Raw genomic sequence first — 18,882 nt, forward strand, 5'->3', positions numbered from 1 at the left:
GCGCGGCACGTCAACCGCCGAGTTCGGCGACGGCCTTCTCGATGCGGCGGGCGCGGGTCTCGGGCGCCTTCGCGCCGGTCACGTTCGTGACGATCGCCTTCTTGCGGCTGGGCGACAGCGCCTCGTAGGCGCGCTTCGCGACCGGCGCGGCATCGAGCGCGAGCTGCAGGTCGTCCGGCACCTCGACGGTGCGCGGCTCGGTGTCGAGGGTGAGCTCGACGGTGATCGCGTCGTCGGCGCCGAGCCCGGTCGCGGCACGCTTGTCGGAGGAGAACGGGATGAGGAACCTCCCGCCCATCGGCGCGATCGTGCTGCGGTACTCGAATCCGTTGACGCTGACCTTGACGGGCGGGCGCTTGCCGGCACCGAGCGCCTCGACGTCCTCGGGGGCGACCTCGATCCCGGTGTTCCGGCCGTCCATCGACAGGAGTTTCGTCTCGAACCTCATATCCGCGAGTCTCCCACCCGCCGCGCTCCAGCGGAAGCCTCCCGCCCCATCGCGCACTCCATCCCGTTCCGGGGGTCGTTTCCTGCCATCTCCATGCGGCCGAACCCGGTTTCGTGGCGGGATCCGACCCCCGGAACGGGATGGGGGGGTGTCGGCGCCGGCGGATGCGGAGCCGGATGCAGCGGCGACCGCATTGCGGTGCCTCCCGGCATCCGCTCACGGATCTCCGACCTGCCGCGCCTACACTGGTCGCATGCCCGAACAGCCCGAGTACGCCACGCCCGACCGCATCACGATGTACGGCGCTGCCTGGTGCAGCGACTGCCGCCGCTCCAAGGCCCTCCTCGACGGCCGCGGCGTCGACTACGAGTACGTCGACCTCGAGGTCGTCACCGAGGGCGCCGACCGTGCCAAGGCGATCAGCGGCCGCACGAACATCCCGGTCGTCGTCTTCCCCGACGGCACCTTCTTCGTCGAGCCCAGCGACGCCGAACTCGGCGCCAAGCTCGACGCCACCGCCGCCGCGTAACCGGCGGATCTCCGCCCGGCGGCCGCCGCGCCCCCCGCTCAGCCGGCGAGCGCCGGGATGACCTCTCGCTCGAAGAGCTCGATGCCGCTCGTGTCGTAGGCGGCCTCGGGGAAGTAGTGGATCGCGTAGCCGAGCCCGAGCAGGCGCCGCGCCTGCAGGTGCTCGATGATCTGCTCGGGGGTGCCGACCATGGCGTGCGGGGCCCGGTATTCGGCGATCGCGGCATCCGCCCGCTCGGCCCCGAGGTGCGGCAGCAGGCGCGCGTGCACCGCGTCGAGCCGCTCGGAGACCTCGGCCTCCGTGGCACCGATGACGGTATTGAAGTTCGAGGAACGCACGATGCGTTCGAAGTCGGTGCCGACGCTCTCGCAGTGGGCGCGCAGGGTCTGGCTCTTGGCTTCGAACTCCGCGAAGGTGCCGGTGAAGTTCGTGTAGTCGGCGTACTTCGCGGCGATGCGGAGGGTGACCTTCGGGCCCGAGCCGGCGATCCACATCGGGATGCCGCCCGCCTGCAGCGGCACCGGCCGGACGATGGCGCCTTCCACCTGGTAGTGCTCGCCCTGCAGGGTCGCGGTGCCCGTGCGCCATGCCTGCTGCATGATCTGCACGCCCTCGTCGAGGCGGCCGAGCCGGACGCCGGCGCGCGGGAACCCGTATCCGTACGCCCGCCATTCGTGCTCGTACCAGCCGCCGCCGATGCCCATCTCGGTGCGCCCGCCCGAGATGAGGTCGACGGTCGCGGCGACCTTCGCGAGGTAGGCGGGGTTGCGGTAGCTCATGCAGGTGCACATCTGCCCGAGCCGCACGCGCGAGGTGGCGGCGGCGAACGCGCTCATCAGGCTCCACGCTTCGTGCGTGGCCTCCTCGCTCGGCACGGGCGTGGTGTGGAAGTGGTCGTACACCCAGATCGATTCCCACGGCCCGGCGTCGGCCCGTTCGGCGATGCCGCGCATCGCGTTCCACTGCTCCGCCGGGTCGATTCCGACGAGGTCGAAGCGCCATCCCTGAGGTACGAACATCCCGAATCGCATGGGCGTCATCCTAGCGAGTGGCGTGTGGCGAGTGGAGGCCCGGGCACGCGGCACGGCCGGCGATTGGATGCCCGTGCGCCCCCTACGCGAGCGCGAAGCGCAGCTCGGCCATCGCGGGGCCGGCCCACACGGCCGGGTCGAGGTCGTCGCTGCGGACGGTGACGATGCGCCCGCCGCGCTGGGCGACGAGCAGCGCGATCTGCGGCAGCAGGTCGCCGGCGCGTTCCCCGTTGGGCATGAGCGTCTCGCTGCCGTTGCCGGCGGCGAACTCGATGGCGCCCGATTCGCGGTCGAGCCGCCCGTTGACGGAGCTCGTGAAGTCGAACCAGTAGCGTTCGACGGCGCCGTCGGCGGCTTCGCGGGCGATGGCGGCGAGGTCGCGTTCGAGGCGGCCGGCGCTGCCGTCGACGAGGGCGCGGAGGGCGACGTCGGCTTCGGAGATGTTCAGCCGTGCGAGCTGTGCGCGGATCTCGACGTCGATCTCGGCGGGCCCGTAGCGGTCGGGGTTGCCGGCCACGGGGATGACGCGGCGGGCGTTCTTGGCGCGTTCCATGAGCAGGCTGAGGAGGGGTTCGGTGGCGAACACGAACAGCGGGATGCGCTCGTCGACGTCGATGCGGAGCAGTTCGCGGCGCACGAGGTCGGCGATGCGCTTGGCGTAGAGGTCGAGGAGGGTCTTCTTGCCCTCGTCGCCGATGAGGCGGCTGGCTCCGCCCTGGCTGGCAGCGCCGAAGTTGCCGCGGGGGCGGTCTTCGCCGGGCTCCCGGTTGGTGGCCTCGTCGAGGTTGGCGGTGCCGGTCTGGTCGATGTCGAGTTTCGCGGCGCGGTCGGTGGGGGTCGCGTGCCACAGCGACCATCCGTTGGCCGAGACGGTGAGGGCGAAGGCCTCCTGGTCTTGGCTGGGCGCCCGCAGCAGCTGCCCGAGGGTGAAGTGCGAGCCGGCGTGCCAGGCGTCGTCGAGGCGGTTCGGCAGCACGAACACTTCGCTGAAACCCGGCGAGACGAACAGGGCGAGGGATCGGGACAGGCCGCCCCACAGTTGCTGGTCGGCGACGATGCGGTCGCGTTCGGCGCGCACCGCGTCGAGGTCTTCCGCATCGGCGCCGAGCGTCTTCAGGCGTTCGATCGCCTGGTCGAAGGCGCTGTGCACGGCGACTTCGGCGCGTTCCCGTTCGGCGACGACGGGCGAGGTCGACACGTACACGGAGACCGCCGGGAAATGGTCGCCCGCCAGGGCGGCGAAGTCTGCGGCGGTCGGCAACTGGTAATGGACGGTCATCGTTCCCCCTGGTTCGAGTGATCCGGCATCCGGCGACATCGTCGTCGCCCTCGTCCACCCAGCCTAGGCCGCTCGCGCGTGCCGCGGAATGGGAGCTTTCTGAGTGCCGGCGGCGGTTGCCCCGAGTGGATGCCGCTGCCCGCCGCCCGGGGCGGGCGCGCCCGGGCATCCCCTCGCGGGCTCAGTCGCGGCGGCCTTCGATCGAGACGGGCACGGTGTCGGTCTCGCGTTCCCAGTCGCGCAGGGTGCGGGCGGCGATGAAGGGGGCGCGCTGCTCGGCCCATTCGTCGACGGCTTCGAGTTCGGCGGTCTCCTGTTTGGCGACGTAGGCCTCGCTGACGCGGCGGCCGGATTCGCGGCGGAGTTCGGCGCGGTATTCGGCGAGGTCGAGCCGGGGCAGGGTCTCCTGTTTGACGAGGCGCATCTCCTGTTCGGCGCGGTTGCGGGCGTTCTCGACGAGCACGCCGTCGCCGATGCCGGAGATCTGCTCGTAGGCGGTGGGCCGCATGAGGTTCTGCAGGGTTTTCATGAGCACGGGCATGAGCTCGATGCAGACGAACAGCAGCGCGATCATGAGGTGTGCGAAGCCGAGCATGGCGTTGCGGTCGCCGATGCGGCCGAGGGCTTCGAGGCGGGCGAGCATGCCGCCGGATTCGTCTGCCGCGGTGTCGAAGGTGGCCGCTTCGGCGTCGCGGGCCGCGGTGATGGATGCGAGTTGGGCGGTCTGCGTCTCGAGGTCGGCCGTCGCCTGGGCGACGGTGGTCGCCGATTCGTCTTCGATGCGTGCTTCGGCGGCGGCACGGGCGTCGGCCAGGGCGGCCTTGGCGGTTTCGAGGGCGGCGAGTTTGCCGTCGCGGTCGAGCTTCTTGGACTGGGTGATGGGGCCGTCGCCGACGATGCCGGTGCCTTCGGTGCCGTCGAGTTCCGACACCCAGACCCGGTTGGCTTCGTCGTAGGCGGCCTGTGCGGCGGTGACGGCCTCGGCGGCCGCGGCCACGTCGGGGTCGTCGTCGACGGGGGTGCGGCCGCCGTCGGCGATGGTGGTGCGGAGTTCGGCGATGGATGCCTGGAGTTCGGGGATCCGCGTGTAGCGCGGGTCGGTGGCGAGCTTCTCTTCGAAGGCCTGCTTGGCCTCCTGGTTCATGAGCTGCACTTCGGCGTTGATCTCGCGGTCGAAGATCTGCAGGGTGAGCGGGGTCGCGACGACGACGCCGATGACGAGGGCGAGTGCGACGCGCGGCAGCCCGAGGAGCACGTTCGCCCAGGCGCTCGGCTGCCGTGAGAGGCCGACGACGAGCATCCGGTCGATGGCGAGGATGATCCCGCCCCAGCAGATGCCGATGAGGATCGCGACGGGCAGCGGTGCGGAGAGCGCCATGGCGAGCGCGAACGAGGCGGATGCGGCCGAGACGGCCGCGGTCGTCAGCAGCACGAGGCCCATCGCCAGGTAGCGTTGCCGGTCGCCCGGTGCGCGTTCGAGCACCTCGGCCCGGGCACCGCCGAGCGTGGTGAGCGTGTCGCCGATGCGGCTCATCCGTCTCTCCCCCCGAAGCGGACGTTCTCGGGGGCGGGACGTGCCCGATTCACCCCAGAGGCGCAACGATACCCCTCGCGGCTGGCGGAGTCACTGGGGGGTATCCCCCATATCCGCCCTGAGTCCGTGTTCGCGGTGGATGCCGCGGGCGCCGAGCCCGTGTTCGCGGTGGATGCCGGACCGCCGGGAACAAGCGGGCGCCGCCGCCGGTTGCATTCGAGGTGACGATTCCCGCGCTCTCCGTTCTCGACCTCGTTCCCGTGCGCAGCGGGCAGAGCTCTGGGGGTGCCGTCGCGGCATCCGCGCGCCTCGCCCGGCTCGCGGACCGCCTCGGCTTCACCCGCTACTGGTTCGCCGAGCATCACAACATGCCGGCGGTGGCGTCGACGACGCCGCCGGTGCTGGCGGCGGCGATCGCCGCGCAGACCGAGCGGATCCGCGTCGGTTCGGGCGGGGTGATGCTGCCGAACCATGCGCCGCTCGTCGTCGCCGAGCAGTTCGCGGCGCTGGAGGCGATCGCGCCGGGCCGCGTGGACCTCGGCATCGGCCGGGCGCCGGGCAGCGACCCGGTGGTCACGCAGCTGTTGCGCGTGTCTGGCCCGACGGCCGATGTCGAGCATTTCCCCGACCATGTCTCCGACATCCTCGCGCTGCTCTCGCCGGAGGGCGCGACGCTGCGCCTGACGAGCGGCCGCGAGTACGAGGTGCATGCGACGCCTGCGGCGAGCGCCGCCCCGCCGGTGTGGCTGCTGGGCTCGAGCGACTATTCGGCGAGGCTCGCGGCCGAGCTCGGGCTGCCGTACGTGTTCGCGAACCATTTCTCGGGCGAGGGGCTCGAGCAGGCCCTCGCGCTGTATCGCGGCGGGTACCGGCCGAGCGAGGCGCACCCCGAGCCGCGCACCTTCCTCACCCTGAACGCGGTCGTCGCGCCGACGGCGGAGGAGGCGCGCGAGCGCGCCCTGCCGCAGCAGCGGTCGATGGCGAGGCTGCGCCTCGGGCGGCCGATGCACGCCCTCGAGACGGTCGACGAGGCCCTCGCGGCACCGGCGGACTCCGATGCGGAGCCGATCATGCGCGCGATGGCGTCGCGGTGGATCGTCGCCGATCCGGCATCCGCCGCCGACGAACTCGCCCGCTTCGCCGAACGCACCGGCGTCGACGAGGTCATGGTCGCGCCGGTCGCCGGCTCCTACGCATCCGAGCCGGCGGATGCGACGCCGGGCCGCGAGCAGACCCTCGAGCTGCTCGCCGGGGCGCTCGCCGCGCGCCGGTAGGGTCGCGCCGCGGCATCCGCAGCCGGCCGTCCGGCGGGCGCCGCAGGTTACGCCGCGAGGCCCAATCTGCGCAGGTCGCTGACGCTCGGTTCGACGGCGGAGCCGGCTTCCACGACGGTGTCGCGGGCGACGCGGGCGCCGTTGTGGACCTTCGCGTCGGCGCCGATCTCGGCGTGCGAGCCGACTTCGGCGCTGCGGCCGACGACGGCGCGGCGGCCGACATGGGCGTTGACGCCGACGACGGCGCGTTCGGCGACGACCGCGTCGCGGTCGATCCACCCGCCGGGGCCGATGTGGGCGTGGCGGTGCACCTGGGCTCCGGGGTCGACGTAGGCGGTCTTGTCGATAAACGCGGTGGGGTCGACCTTGGCGGTCGTGGCGACGAGGCCGCGGCCGTTCACGTGCTTGCGGTAGCGCTGCAGGACGCCGGCGTCGTCTTCGAATTCGACATAGCTGATGCCCATCGGGTCTCCTCTCTCGGGGGCGCCTCGATCCGGGGGCCGGGATCGGTGTCGGATGCACTCCCCGAAACATGTGCAACGCGGTCGGGGGCCGCGGTATTCCGGGCGAGCCGGGGTCGCACAGCTTAGGCTTGCCTAATGACCGACGGCCCCCTCCTCGAGCTCGAGGATGTGAGCATCCGCCATGCCGGGGCGGAGCGCGACACCCCGCATGACGTGTCGTTCACCGTGCGCGCAGGCGAGGTGGTCCTCCTCCTCGGGCCGAGCGGATCGGGCAAGTCGACGCTCGCGCTCGCCCTCGACGGCCTGGTGCCGCACGATGTTCCGGCGAGCCTCACGGGCACCGTCCGGCTCGCGGGGCTCGACACGGCATCCACCCCCGTCGGCCGGCTGGCCGAGCATGCGGCGATGGTGTTCCAGGATCCGGATGCGCAGATCGTCACCGGAACCGTGCTCGACGAGGTGTGCTTCGCCCCCGAGAACCAGCTGGTGCCGGTCGCCGAGGTCCGCGAGCGCGCCGAACGGGCGCTTCGGCGCGTCGGCCTCTGGGAGCGGCGCGGCGAGAACCCGGACCGGCTCTCCGGCGGCGGGCGGCAGCGCCTCGCGATCGCCTGCGCGCTCGCGATGGAGGCACCGCTGCTCGTCCTCGACGAGCCCACCGCGAATCTCGACCCGGCCGGGGTCGAAGAGGTCTACGCCGTGCTCGCCGGCCTCGCCGCCGACGAGGGGCGGGCGATCGTGCTCGTCGAGCATTCGCTCGATGCCGCCGCGGCGATCGTCGACCGGGTGATCGTGCTCGACGCCGCCGGCCGGCTCGCCTTCGACGGCCCGGCGCGCGAGGTGCTCGCCGGCCGCGCCCGCGAGCTGCTGACTCTCGGCGTCTGGCTGCCGGTCTCGACGCTCGCGGCGATCCGCCTGGTGGATGCCGGGGTGCCGATCGACCCGCTGCCGCTCACCCCCGCCGAGCTCGCCGCGGCCCTGGATGCGCAGCCGGTGCTGCCGGCGCTGCCGGGTGCCGCAGGGGGCGCCGGCGCAGCATCCGCACCCGGCGACGCGGCCGGATCCGGCGCATCCGGCGACGCCGCCGCATCCGCACCCGGCGCATCCGGCCCATCCGGCGACGCCGCCGCATCCGCCCCGGGCGCAGTCGCATCCACCCCCGCCGTCGCCGTGCGCGGGCTCTCGGTGCGACGCGGCGGCCGGCGCGGCCGCGAGGTCGTGCACGACGTCTCCCTCGACGTGCCGGCCGGGTCGTTCCTCGCGATCGTCGGCGCGAACGGCGCGGGCAAGACGAGCCTGCTGCAGGCGATCGCGGGCGTCGTGCCGCCGCCGCCCGGAACGGTCTCGGTGCAGGGCGCCGACCCCGCCCGCACGCCGCCGCGCGAGCTGGCCCGCCGCATCGGTTTCGTGTTCCAGAACCCGGAGCACCAGTTCATCACCCACCGCGTGGCCGACGAACTGGATCACGGCCTGCGCATCCAGGGGGTGGATGCCCGCACCGCCCGCGTCGACGCGATGCTCCGCCGCTTCGGGCTCGAGGCCGAACGCGACCGGCACCCGTTCCTGCTGTCCGGCGGGCAGAAGCGCCGCCTGTCGGTCGGCACCGCGCTCATCGCCGGAGCCCCCGTGCTCGCCCTCGACGAACCCACCTTCGGGCAGGATCGGCAGCGCGCCGCCGAGCTCCTCGACATCCTCACCGAACTGAACCGCGCCGGCACCACCGTCATCGTCGTCACCCACGACCTGCAGCTCGTCGCCGAGCACGCCACCCATATCGCCGTCATGCAAGGCGGGCGGCTGACCGCCCACGGGCCGGCCGAGGAGGTGCTCGCGGGCCCGGCGATCGTGGATGCCGGGCTCCGGCCCCCGCCGCTCGCCCGCGCGACCCGCGCCCTCGCCCGGCACCCCGGATGGCGCGCGGTCACCCGCATGGCGCAGCTGCCCGGTCGCGGCGCCACGGCCGCAGGATCCGGCTCGGCGGCATTCGCACCCGGCGCCCCCGGCGCCGCGCCCGGCGCGCCCGCGCCCGCGGAGCGCGGCGCCACGGCATCCACCCCCGACCCCGCCGGAGGCGCCTCGTGACCGCCGGCGAGCAGGCCGCCGTGCGCGCCGCCGACGCGGGCACGCCCGTCGACCCCTTCGCGCCCGACCGCGAACCCGCCTGGCGCTGGCTGCACCATCTGAACCCCGTCGCCAAGTTGGCTGCGCCGCTTCCGGTGATGGTCGCGGTCGTGTTCTCGGACGGCATCGCCGTTCCCGCGGCGTTCGCCGTGTTCGGGCTCCTCGTGCTGTTCTCGGGGGCGCGGATGCCGTGGCGCATCGGGCTCGCGCTCGTCGTCGGCATCCCGCTCGTCGCCGCCCTCCTCGGGATCACGATCGGCGTCTGGGTCGACCCGGCGCGCGTCGGCGACGTGCCAGGGGCGGATGTCGTGCTCGCCCGCATCGGCGATCTCCGCTTCACTGCCGCGATGTACCTCGTCGGCCTCGCGACGGCCGCGCGCCTGGCCGCCCTGCTCGTGCTCGCCCTGATCGCCGGGATGACCGCGACCGGGCCGGAGCTCGTGCGCGCCGCGGTGCAGACGCTCCGCGTGCCGTACCGGATCGGATACACCGCGCTCGCCGCGTATCGCTTCGTGCCGCGCTTCGGGCACGAGCTCGAGGTCATCCGGGCCGCCCACCGGGTGCGCGGAACGGATGCCGGGCGCGGCCCCGCCGCCGCCGTGCGGCGCTGGTTCGGCTACGCGGTGCCGCTTCTGGCCAGCGCCATCCGGCACGCCGAACGCGTCGCCCTCGCGATGGACGCCCGCGCGTTCGGCGCGCACCCGACGCGCACCGAACGGCACCCGGTCCCGTGGCGGACCCGCGACTGGGTCTTCATCGCCCTGTTCTGGGCGGCGAGCGTCGCCGTCTGGTGGCTCGCGGCATCCATCGCCTGAGGCTCCCGCTCCCGCTCCCGCTCCCGCTGCTGTTCCTGCTCCTGCTCCTGCTCACTCCAGTCCTGCGCACTCACTTCTGCGCACTCCAGTCCTGCGCGCTCCAGTCCTGCGCGCTCACTTCTGCGCACTCCAGTCCTGCGCGCTCACTTCTGCGCACTCCAGTCCTGCGCGCTCCAGTCCTGCGCGCTCACTTCTGCGCAATGCAGGAACGCGCACGGCGTGTCGCCGCGCCCATACGGCAGAAGCCCCCGCGACACGCGCGCACTCCTGCATTGCGCAAGAGCGCGGCAGGGCGCGGCAGAGCGCGGCAGGGCGCGGTGGGGTTCGGGGAGCGCAGACCGACCGCACGCGGTGCGGGCGCACGCAGCGAGTGGATGCCGGGGCGCACCCGCTCACGGGGCGCGCGCCGGCATCCACTCGCCGAAACTCAGCCCGCTGCCGGCGCCGTGTCGAGGATCTCGACGTAGAAGACGAGGGTCTGGCCGGCCAGCTCGTGCTCGCCGCCCTCCTCGCCGTAGGCGTACTCCGGCGGGATCGTGACGATCAGCTGCGTGCCGACCTTCTGCCCGACGAGCGCCGCAGTGAATCCGGGGATGAGCCCGTTCGTCGAGAAGGGCTGCGGGTCCTCGGTCTTGTCGAAGGACTGGTCGAAGACCTCGCCGGTGTTCCAGCTCGTGCCCTGATAGTCGACCGTGACCTGGCCGCCGGCCTCGACGGCCTCCCCGTCACCCTCCTTCAGAACCTTGAGCTCGAGTTCGGGTGAGGGGTCGGCCTTCGGGATCGTGACCTTCGGCACACCGTCGTCGCCCTTCTCGACCTTCGGGACGTTCTCGGTCCACTCCTTCGCCTTCGGCGGCTGGACGATCTCGACGATGTCGGTCACGATCACGGCCGAGTCCTCGCCGGCGAAGCCGAGGCTCTCGTTGCCGGTCTCGCCGTAGAGCTCGGCGGGCGGCACGACGGTCACGACGCGCGACCCGACCGCGATGCAATCGATGCCGGAGAGGAACGCGGGCATGAGCTGCGAATCGCCCGAGGTGAGGGTGCCGCGATCGGTGAAGACCTGCTCGCCCGAGGTCGCGTTGTAGAGGCTGATCTGCGCGCTGACCTGGTCGCCGGCGACCGTCTCATCGCCGTCGCCCTCGGTGACGACGGTGCGCTGCGTCTCTTCGACCGTGACCGGGGCCGTGAACTCGACCTTCGGTTCGGCGCCGATCTCGCCCGAGACCTTCACGGCATCGCTCGCCTCACCGGGCTTCGCCGTCGGGCAGGCCTCGGCGGAGGCGGTCTCGCTCGGCTCCGGATCCCCGCCGCCGGCGCATCCGGCGAGGAGAAGGGCGGTTGCTGCGGCGAGCGCGAGGGGCGCGCCGCGGCGGAAAGCACGAGTCATGAGTCGGATATCCGTTCGTCGTAGGCGTCCGCCCAGTCTGCCGCTCGCGCCTACGCGTTCCCTGAACCTGCGCGGCGCGCCCCGTTCGGGGTGCAGCGGCATCCACCCCGCGCGCGCTCGCGAACTCATCCTCCTTCCCTGCACATCCCCTGCCCCCCGCCGGGCTCGCACTCCACCACCCCTTGCGGGGGTCGAATCCCGCCACCTTCGGTGCCATTTCGGCGGAATCGTGGCGGGATTCGACCCCCGGAAGGAGATGGAGGTGCCCGCGTGGTGCGGCGCCCTCTTGATGCGGGGCGCCCCGGCATCCACTCGCCGAGACGACACGCTTTGCGGGAACGGACGGCGGCATTCCCGCAAGAATCGTCGTCTCGATGGGGCGGGGCGAGTGGATGCCCGGGCGCGGCGGGTTTCGCACGGGCGCCGGATCGCGGCACAATGGGGCGCATGGGGATGGGGGACGATTCCGGCGACCCCGAGGGGGAGGCGCCGGTGCATACCAGCGAGACCGACGTGCCGACGACGGGTGCGGATGCCGCGGGCGAGGCCGCTTCGGGGGAGACGGATGCCGTCGAGGCGACCGACGGCGCTTCGGAGGCGGATGCCGGATCCGCACCCGATGAGACAACCGGAGCGGATGCCCCGCCGGCCCCGACGCCGGCCCGGCCGCACCCGCTCGGCGCCGTCCTCCGCGAGGGCATCGCCGACGCCGTGCTCGTGCGCAGCCGGCCGGCCTTCGGCGAACGAGTGCTCTCAGAAGGCGTCGCCGAGGCGGCCGAGGCCGCCGAGTCGCTCACGCTGACGCGCATCGACCGTGTGGCCGGCGAGCCCGGGTACGACCTCGTGCAGTCGGTGCTCGGGATCCCGGATGCCGTGCAGGCCGGCGGCGATGCGGAAGAGGAGGCCGAACGGCTCGCCGATCTCGTCCGACCCGGCGGCCGGCTCGTGCTCGCGGTGTGGGCGCGCGGTGCGCTCGAACCGCTGCCCGCCCTCGTCTTCGGCGCCCTCGCGCCGGTGCAGACGGGCGATACGCCCGTCGAGGACCCGGCCGATATCACCCCGGTCATCGAGGGCGCCGACACCGCCGGATCGTTCGCCTTCGCGCTCGGCGAGCTCGGACTCGCGCAGGTGCGCGCCGAGGCGGTTCCGCGCCGCTTCGAGCTCGACGGGGCGTCGGGTGCGGATGCCGCCTGGGCACTCGCCGAACGCACCGGCATGGTCGCCGCCTTCGAGGTCGCCGCCGACGATCTCCCCCAGGCGCGGTCCCGCTTCGATGCGGCCCTCGCCGATCAGGGCATCCGCAGCCTCGACCTGACGATGCTCATCGCCGCGGCGCGCCGCCCGGCCTGAGCGCCGCGCCGGCATCCACCGCTGACCGCGGCCCGCGGCCCGCGGCCCGGAGCATCCACCCGCCGTCCGCAACCCGGGGCATCCACCCGCCGTCCGCAACCCGGGGCATCCACCCGCCGTCCGCAACCCGGGGCATCCACCCGCCGTCCGCAACCCGGGGCATCCACCCGCACCCGCACCCGCACCGATTCTCTGCGCAATGCAGGAACGCGCACGGCGTGTCGCACCCGCCATGCGGCAGAACGCCCCGCGACACGCGCGCACTCCTGCATTGCGCAGTGGATGCCCGCCACGCGGCGACCGCCGCACCCAGGCCACCGCTCGGGGACCCGCCGCACCCACGCCGCCGCACCAGACCGTCAGGGCCCGAATCCTGCGCAATGCAGGAACGCGCACGGCGTGTCGCACCCGCCATGCGGCAGAACGCCCCGCGACACGCGCGCACTCCTGCATTGCGCAGAAGGAGCGGGGAGCACCGGCGCGGCGGGAGCGGGGAGCACCGGCGCGGCGGGAGCGACGGAGCGGCTACGCCGCGCCGGGGTCGGGGCCGGTCGCGACGGGCAGCTCCGGGTGGTTCGACCAGGCGCTCCAGGAGCCGGGGAACAGCGCCGCGTCGAAGCCGGCGATGGCGAGGGCGGCGATCTCGTGCGCCGCGGTCACGCCGGATCCGCAGTAGGCGGCGATGCCGGCATCCGCCCGGACCCCGAGGCGTTCGAAGCGTTCGCGCAGCACCTCGGCGGGCAGGAACCGCCCCGTCTCGTCGAGGTTCGCGGCGGTCGGCGCCGACACGGCGCCCGGGATGTGGCCGGCGACGGGATCGACGGGTTCGGTCTCGCCCCGGTACCGCTCGCCGGCGCGCGCGTCCAGCAGCAGTCCGTCGGCGGCGGCCGCGGCGACCTCGTCGAGGGCGATGACGGGCATGGCGCCGAATTGCGCGGTCGCGGTGCCCGGGGCCGGGGCGACGTCGCCGGTCTCGAGCGGATGCCCCGCGTCGCGCCATGCGGCCAGGCCGCCGTCCAGCATCCGCACCCGCTCCTGCCCCGCGTGCCGCAGCAACCACCAGGCGCGTGCGGCCGACTGGTTGCCGAGGTCGTCCATGACGACGATCTCGTCGCCGTCGGCCAGACCCCAGCGGCGCATGGCGGCGGTGAAATCGGCTTCGCCCGGAAGCGGATGCCGTCCCTCGCCGGCCGGGCCGGAACCGGCCAGTTCGCGTTCGAGGTCGACGAAGACGGCGCCGGGCAGGTGGCCGGCGAGGTAGGCGTCGCGGCCGACGGGCGCCCCCGCCCCGGCGCGGCTCGCGGTGAGCGACCAGCGCACGTCGAGGATGCGGGGCGCGGTTCCGGCGGCGATGCGCGCGGCGAGCTCGTCGGGCCGGATGAGGATGGGCATGCCCCGATCATCGCACCGAGCCGCGGCATCCACACGCGGAAGACACGCTCACCCCGAGGGCCGACCCGAGGCATCCACCCCCGAACGCGGGGTGGCGGCGAACCGCCACGTGACGCGGCGATGACGCGGGTGTGCACGGATCATGCATCGGTTGCATAACGTCGGCTTGCGGCGCGCATCCGCGCACTCTATCGTCGTCTCAGCCGGTAATAGTGACCGAATGTTCGGTCACCAAATCCGATGCCGGCGACTCAGTGACGAGAACCCGAACCGGGCTCAAAGGAGAGTTCACATGCAACGCGCACACCGCCGTCTGCTCATCCCTGCCGCTGCGGCGGCGACCTTCGCACTCGCCCTCACCGGCTGCTCCTCCTCCAACTTCGGCGGCGGCGATGCAGCGAAGGGCGACGACGAGGGCCCCATCAAGATCGGCGCCGTGCTCGACATCACCGGCGTCGGCGCGAACCTCGGCGTGCCCGAGCAGAACACGCTCAAGATGCTCGCCGAGCAGCTCGAAGAAGCCGGCGGCATCGACGGCCGCGAGGTCGAGCTCATCATCAAGGACAACCAGTCCACCGAAGACGGCGCCGCCAAGGCGACCAGCGAGCTCATCGAGAACGAGGACGTCGACCTGCTGATCGGCGCGAGCCGCACCGGCCCCTCGCTCGCGATGCGCCCCATCGCCGAGGCCGCCAAGATCCCGACGATCTCCGTCGCCGCCAACGCCTCGATCGTCGACGGCAGCGAATGGCTCTTCAAGACCGCCCAGAACGACCTCGTCGTGCTCGAGGTCATGCTCGACGACGCGAAGGCAAAGGGCTACAAGAAGGTCGACCTCGCCCGCGACGCGACCGGCTTCGGCGAGGGCATCGCCGAGATCATCACCGAGCTCGGCGCCGAGCGCGGCATCGAGCTCGGCAAGGTCGAAGCCTTCGAGCCGAGCGCGACCGACTTCACCGCGCAGATGACGAACCTGCGCGGCACCGACTCCGACGCGGTCGTCATCTGGGGCATCACCCCCTCGGCCGGCCTCGCGCAGGCCGCCTACGCCCAGCTCGGCGTCGGCAAGCCCGTCTACCAGTCGCACGGCGTCGCCAACGCCGCGTTCTTCGAGGCCGCCGGCGACGCCGCCACGGGCGTCATCGCCCCGATGGGCCGCCTGCTCGTGCACGACCAGCTGTCCGCCGACGACCCCCAGAAGGAGGTCATCGAGCAGTTCGTCGCCGACTACACCGAGGCCTACGGCGACGCGCCGTCGAGCTTCGCCGGCCACGCCTACGACGCCTGGCAGGTCGCGATCGCCGCGCTCGAAGAGGCCGGCACCGACCCCGAGGCGCTCCGCGACGCGATCGAGGGCACGACGGGCCTCGTCGGCGTCTCGGGCGTGTTCAACATGACCGCCGAGGACCACTCGGGCCTCTCGACCGACGCGCTCATCCTCGCCGAGGGTCGCGACGGCCGCTGGAACCTCGTCAAGTAACGCACCTAGGGAACACCGCACCGTGACCGATTTCCTCCAACTGACGGTCGCCGGCCTGTCGCAGGGCTCCGTATACGCCCTGCTCGCGGTCGGCCTCATCGCCACCTACACGGTGCGGCACGTCGTGAACATCGCCCAGGGCGACTTCGCGACGCTGGCCGGCCTGGGGAGCATCTCGCTCCTCAGCGCCGGCCTCCCGCTGCCCGTCGCGATCCTCGTCGCGCTCGTCTCCGTCACCGCCGCCTCGATCCTCGTCGAACGGCTCGTGATCTCCCGCGTCAAGCACCTCACGACGCTCGTATCGATCATCCTCACGCTCGGCGTCTCGACCCTGATGCAGGCGATCATGCTGCTCGTCTGGGGTGCCGAGGGCAAGCGCCTGCCGGCGTTCGGCGGCGAGGACCTCATGCTCGGCGGGGTCAGCATCCGCGCGCAGGAGCTGTGGATGCTCGGCGCGCTCGTCGTCGTCGGCGGCGGCATCCTGCTCTTCTACGAGAAGACCCGCTGGGGCAAGGCGCTCCGCGCGAGCGCCGAGCAGCCGGTCGCGGCCCGCATCGTCGGCATCTCGCCGGCGGTGGCCTCGATCATCGCGTTCGCCGTCGCCGGGTTCGCCGGCGCCGCGGCGGGCGTCGTCTCCTCCCCCATCTACCTCTCGCTCTGGTCGGGCGGCCTGCTGCTCGGCCTGAAGGGCTTCGTGGCGGCCGTGCTCGGCGGGCTCACCTCGTTCCGCGCGGCGATCGTCGGCGCCCTGCTCCTCGGCGTCATCGAGTCCTACGTCGCCGGGTACGTCGCGAGCGGCCTGAAGGACGCGGTCGCGTTCTTCATCCTCATCCTCGTGCTCATCATCCGCCCGGCGGGCCTCGTGCTGCGCCCGAACGCCGTGAGGGTCTGACGTGTCGCTCCTCAACAAGTCCACCGTCCCGTCGCGCACGGGTTTCTGGCCGAACAACCGCAACACGATCATCGGCATCGTGCTGCTCGCGGTCGGGATCCTCGCGCTGCCGTTCGTGGCGAGCTCCTCGCTCATGAACATCGCCGTGTTCACGCTCATCTTCGCCCTGCCGGCGATCGGTCTGAGCCTGCTCATGGGCCTGGCCGGACAGGTCAGCCTCGGCCAGGCGTCGTTCTTCGCGATCGGCGCGTACACGCATGCGATCCTGCTGTCGAAGTTCGACATGCCGGGCCCGGTCGCCGCGATCGGCGGCGTCGTCGCGGCGATGCTCGCCGCCCTGCTCGTGGGCCTGCCGATGCTGCGCCTGCGCGGCCACTTCCTCGCCCTGGCGACCCTGGGTCTCGGTTTCATCGTGATGATCGCGGTGCGCGAGTGGGACTTCACGGGCCGCACGACGGGCATCTACGGCTTCGGCCGGCCCGAGGTGTTCGGCATCCCGATCGACAACAACGGCTTCTTCTTCTGGTTCGTGGCGCCGTTCGTGCTGATCGCGCTGGTGCTCGCGCTGAACCTCACGCGTTCGCGTGCGGGCCGCGCCCTGTCGGCGGTGAACGACTCCGAGCTGGCCGCCGAGTCGCTCGGGGTGAACACCTACATCCTGCGGCTGAAGGTCTTCGTGCTGTCGGCGGCGTTCGCCGGCCTCGGAGGCGTGTTCTACGCCTACCAGGTGCAGATCGTCTCGCCGCAGGTCGCCGAGTTCCACGTCTCGGTCGAGATCCTGCTGATGGTCGTCATCGGCGGCCTCGGTTCGGTGTGGGGCGCCGTGGCGGGCGCGTTCATCGTGGAGCTCCTCTCGGAGGGCCTGCGCGACCTCATCCCGGCGCTCATCCCGGGTGCCACCGGCGAGGTCCAGCTGATCGGCTACGGCCTCGTGCTGGTGCTCGTGATCATCCTGTTGCCGGGCGGCCTGTACCAGGCGGTCATGTCGGCGTGGCGGGCCATCCGGCATCGGGGTTCGCGAGTGGATGCCGGTGCGGCCCCCTCCCCCGAACCCGCGCCCTCCGCGGCGGCGGTGTCGACCGCGCCCGATGCGGGCGGCGCGACGGATGCCGCGCCCGCGGCATCCACCCCCGACACGCCCCTGCCTGCCGTGTCGACACCGCTGGCCGTCGGCGAACCCATCCTCGAGGTCGCCGGCCTCACGAAGCGCTACGGCGGCGTCGTCGCCGTCGACGACGTGGGCTTCACGGTTCCGGCCGGGAAGATCATGGGCCTCATCGGCCCGAACGGCGCCGGCAAGACGACGTGCTTCAACATGATCTCGGGCGCGATCGCCCCGACCGCGGGCACCGTGCGCTTCCTCGGCGAGGAGATCCAGGGCAGGAAGCCGCACGTGGGCGCGCTGAAGGGCCTCACCCGCACCTTCCAGAACCTGCAGGTGTTCGCCTCGACCGACGTCGTCGGCAACGTGTACATGGGCCGCTACCGCAAGGGCCGCGCCGGCATCGTCCGCGGCATGCTCGGCCTGCAGGGGCGCGAGCAGTACGCGCACGAGGAGATCGCCCGCGAGGTGCTCGAGGCGATGCGCCTCGGCGACGTCGCCGGCTCGGGCGCGAGCGATCTGCCCTTCGGCCGGCAGCGCATGATGGAGGTCTGCCGTGCGCTCGCCTCCGAGCCGGCGCTGCTGCTGCTCGACGAGCCGATGGCGGGCCTGTCGGGGAAGGAACGCGACATGCTCGCCGCCCTGCTGCGGCGTCTGCGGGACGCGGGGCTCACGATCGTGCTCGTCGAGCACGACGTCGCCCAGGTCATGTCGCTCGCCGACACCGTCGCGGTGCTCGACGACGGCGTGCTCATCGCCCACGGCGACCCGGAGACCGTCCGCAACGACCCGAAGGTCATCGTCGCCTACCTCGGCACGGATGCCGAAGAGGCCGAGGCCGAACTCATGGAACTGGAGGAGCAGGCATGATGCTCGAAGTGTCCGGCCTGCACGCCGGGTACGGCAAGCTCGGGGTGCTGCACGACGTGTCGCTCGGCGTGGACGCCGGCGAGATCCTCACCGTCGTCGGCGCGAACGGCGCCGGCAAGACGACGCTGCTGCGCGCGGTCAACGGCCTCATCCGGCCGACCGCGGGCTCGGTGAAGATCGACGGGACCGACATCACCGGCAAGCCGACCGAGCGGATGGCGTCGCTCGGGCTCACCCACGTGCCCGAGAACCGCCTCTGCTTCCCGACCCTCACCGTGCGCGACAACCTCATGCTGGGCGCCTGGGCGCGCGGCGGCAAGGGCGACGAGGCCGCAGTGCTCGAGCTGTTCCCGCGGCTGGAGCCCCGTCTGAACCAGGCGGCCGGCACCCTCTCCGGCGGCGAGCAGCAGATGGTGGCGATCGGCCGCGGCCTCATGGCGGCGCCGAAGGCGATCATGCTCGACGAACCGTCGATCGGCCTGGCCCCCAAGGTCGTCGCCGAGATCATGCGGGTGCTCGGGCGCCTGCGCGACCAGGGCCTTGCGGTTCTGCTCGTCGAGCAGAACGTGCGCGCCTCCTTCGGCATCGCCGACCGGGCGGTCGTCATGCAGCGCGGCCGCGTCGTCCTCGAGGGCACCCCGGCCGAGCTCGTGGAGCTGCCCGAGGTCCGCAACGCCTACCTCGGCGGCGCCGCCGCCTGACCGACCCGGATGCCGGGGCGCCCCGCCCCCTTCAGGGCGCCCCGGCATCCGCACCCCCACGAATGAGTTCCGCGCGGGCCTGTACTCGACGTACATGATCATAAATAATGATCAAATGGTCATGGCGAAATCGTGCATGAAGACGCCGATGTCGAGTTCGTCCCGGAGCTGACGGACTCCGCGCGAACCCGGCGACCCGTTCGCCACGGAGCG

16 protein-coding genes are annotated in these 18,882 nt (G+C 72.6%); 9 read left to right on the plus strand and 7 right to left on the minus strand.

What is annotated here, in order from left to right; translation table 11 throughout:
- Positions 1-10: 10 nt before the first annotated feature.
- Positions 11-448 (minus strand): YdeI/OmpD-associated family protein, encoded by a 438-nt coding sequence (locus G127AT_RS05700; RefSeq protein WP_210900936.1) that lies wholly within the window; start codon positions 446-448, stop codon positions 11-13.
- Positions 449-701: 253 nt separating this feature from the next.
- On the opposite strand from G127AT_RS05700, the gene G127AT_RS05705 reads away from it, so the two are divergent.
- Entirely contained in the window at positions 702-977 is a 276-nt protein-coding gene (locus G127AT_RS05705) for a glutaredoxin family protein (RefSeq protein WP_210900938.1), read from the plus strand.
- A 38-nt stretch (positions 978-1,015) separates the two neighbouring features.
- On the opposite strand, the gene G127AT_RS05710 is transcribed toward G127AT_RS05705, so the two are convergent.
- The 3 genes from G127AT_RS05710 to G127AT_RS05720 all read right to left on the minus strand — a co-directional run bounded on the left by G127AT_RS05710 (position 1,016) and on the right by G127AT_RS05720 (position 4,821).
- Positions 1,016-2,008, minus strand: a complete 993-nt coding sequence (locus tag G127AT_RS05710) for an LLM class F420-dependent oxidoreductase (protein ID WP_210900940.1) — start codon at positions 2,006-2,008, stop codon at positions 1,016-1,018.
- An 82-nt stretch (positions 2,009-2,090) separates the two neighbouring features.
- The gene (locus G127AT_RS05715) at positions 2,091-3,287 is read right to left on the minus strand and encodes a hypothetical protein (RefSeq protein ID WP_210900942.1); all 1,197 of its coding nucleotides are present in this window, start codon (positions 3,285-3,287) and stop codon (positions 2,091-2,093) included.
- 181 nt (positions 3,288-3,468) lie between these two features.
- Positions 3,469-4,821, minus strand: a complete 1,353-nt coding sequence (locus tag G127AT_RS05720) for a DUF4407 domain-containing protein (RefSeq protein ID WP_210900944.1) — start codon at positions 4,819-4,821, stop codon at positions 3,469-3,471.
- Positions 4,822-5,042: 221 nt separating this feature from the next.
- On the opposite strand from G127AT_RS05720, the gene G127AT_RS05725 reads away from it, so the two are divergent.
- A complete protein-coding gene (locus G127AT_RS05725; RefSeq protein ID WP_210900946.1) occupies positions 5,043-6,095 on the plus strand; it encodes an LLM class flavin-dependent oxidoreductase in 1,053 nt (350 codons plus the stop codon).
- Positions 6,096-6,142: 47 nt separating this feature from the next.
- On the opposite strand, the gene G127AT_RS05730 is transcribed toward G127AT_RS05725, so the two are convergent.
- A complete protein-coding gene (locus G127AT_RS05730) occupies positions 6,143-6,559 on the minus strand; it encodes a transferase (protein ID WP_210900948.1) in 417 nt (138 codons plus the stop codon).
- Positions 6,560-6,694: 135 nt separating this feature from the next.
- On the opposite strand from G127AT_RS05730, the gene G127AT_RS05735 reads away from it, so the two are divergent.
- Positions 6,695-8,638, plus strand: coding sequence for an ABC transporter ATP-binding protein (locus G127AT_RS05735; protein ID WP_210900950.1), 1,944 nt, complete (start codon positions 6,695-6,697; stop codon positions 8,636-8,638).
- Positions 8,635-9,492, plus strand: a complete 858-nt coding sequence (locus G127AT_RS05740; protein WP_210902246.1) for an energy-coupling factor transporter transmembrane component T family protein — start codon at positions 8,635-8,637, stop codon at positions 9,490-9,492. Before G127AT_RS05735 ends, G127AT_RS05740 begins: the two co-directional genes overlap by 4 nt.
- Positions 9,493-9,919: 427 nt before the next feature.
- Here the strand turns inward: G127AT_RS05740 and G127AT_RS05745 are convergent, their stop codons facing one another.
- Positions 9,920-10,882 (minus strand): FKBP-type peptidyl-prolyl cis-trans isomerase, encoded by a 963-nt coding sequence (locus G127AT_RS05745; RefSeq protein WP_210900952.1) that lies wholly within the window; start codon positions 10,880-10,882, stop codon positions 9,920-9,922.
- 447 nt (positions 10,883-11,329) lie between these two features.
- On the opposite strand from G127AT_RS05745, the gene G127AT_RS05750 reads away from it, so the two are divergent.
- A complete protein-coding gene (locus G127AT_RS05750; RefSeq protein WP_210900955.1) occupies positions 11,330-12,232 on the plus strand; it encodes a hypothetical protein in 903 nt (300 codons plus the stop codon).
- Positions 12,233-12,757: 525 nt separating this feature from the next.
- Here G127AT_RS05750 and G127AT_RS05755 read toward each other — a convergent pair.
- Positions 12,758-13,624: a sulfurtransferase gene (locus tag G127AT_RS05755; RefSeq protein ID WP_210900957.1), complete on the minus strand. Its 867-nt coding sequence runs from the start codon at positions 13,622-13,624 to the stop codon at positions 12,758-12,760.
- Between the two features lie 292 nt (positions 13,625-13,916).
- On the opposite strand from G127AT_RS05755, the gene G127AT_RS05760 reads away from it, so the two are divergent.
- The 4 genes from G127AT_RS05760 to G127AT_RS05775 are packed head-to-tail and all read left to right on the plus strand — an operon-like array spanning position 13,917 to position 18,669.
- On the plus strand, positions 13,917-15,104 hold the full coding sequence (locus G127AT_RS05760; RefSeq protein WP_210900959.1) for an ABC transporter substrate-binding protein: 1,188 nt from the start codon (positions 13,917-13,919) through the stop codon (positions 15,102-15,104).
- A gap of 22 nt (positions 15,105-15,126) precedes the next feature.
- Entirely contained in the window at positions 15,127-15,996 is an 870-nt protein-coding gene (locus G127AT_RS05765) for a branched-chain amino acid ABC transporter permease (RefSeq protein WP_210900961.1), read from the plus strand.
- 1 nt (position 15,997) lies between these two features.
- On the plus strand, positions 15,998-17,968 hold the full coding sequence (locus G127AT_RS05770) for a branched-chain amino acid ABC transporter ATP-binding protein/permease (RefSeq protein WP_210900963.1): 1,971 nt from the start codon (positions 15,998-16,000) through the stop codon (positions 17,966-17,968).
- A complete protein-coding gene (locus G127AT_RS05775) occupies positions 17,965-18,669 on the plus strand; it encodes an ABC transporter ATP-binding protein (protein ID WP_210900964.1) in 705 nt (234 codons plus the stop codon). Before G127AT_RS05770 ends, G127AT_RS05775 begins: the two co-directional genes overlap by 4 nt.
- Positions 18,670-18,882 lie beyond the last annotated feature (213 nt).

It is taken from the genome of Agromyces archimandritae, assembly GCF_018024495.1.
Lineage (GTDB): Bacteria > Actinomycetota > Actinomycetes > Actinomycetales > Microbacteriaceae > Agromyces > Agromyces archimandritae.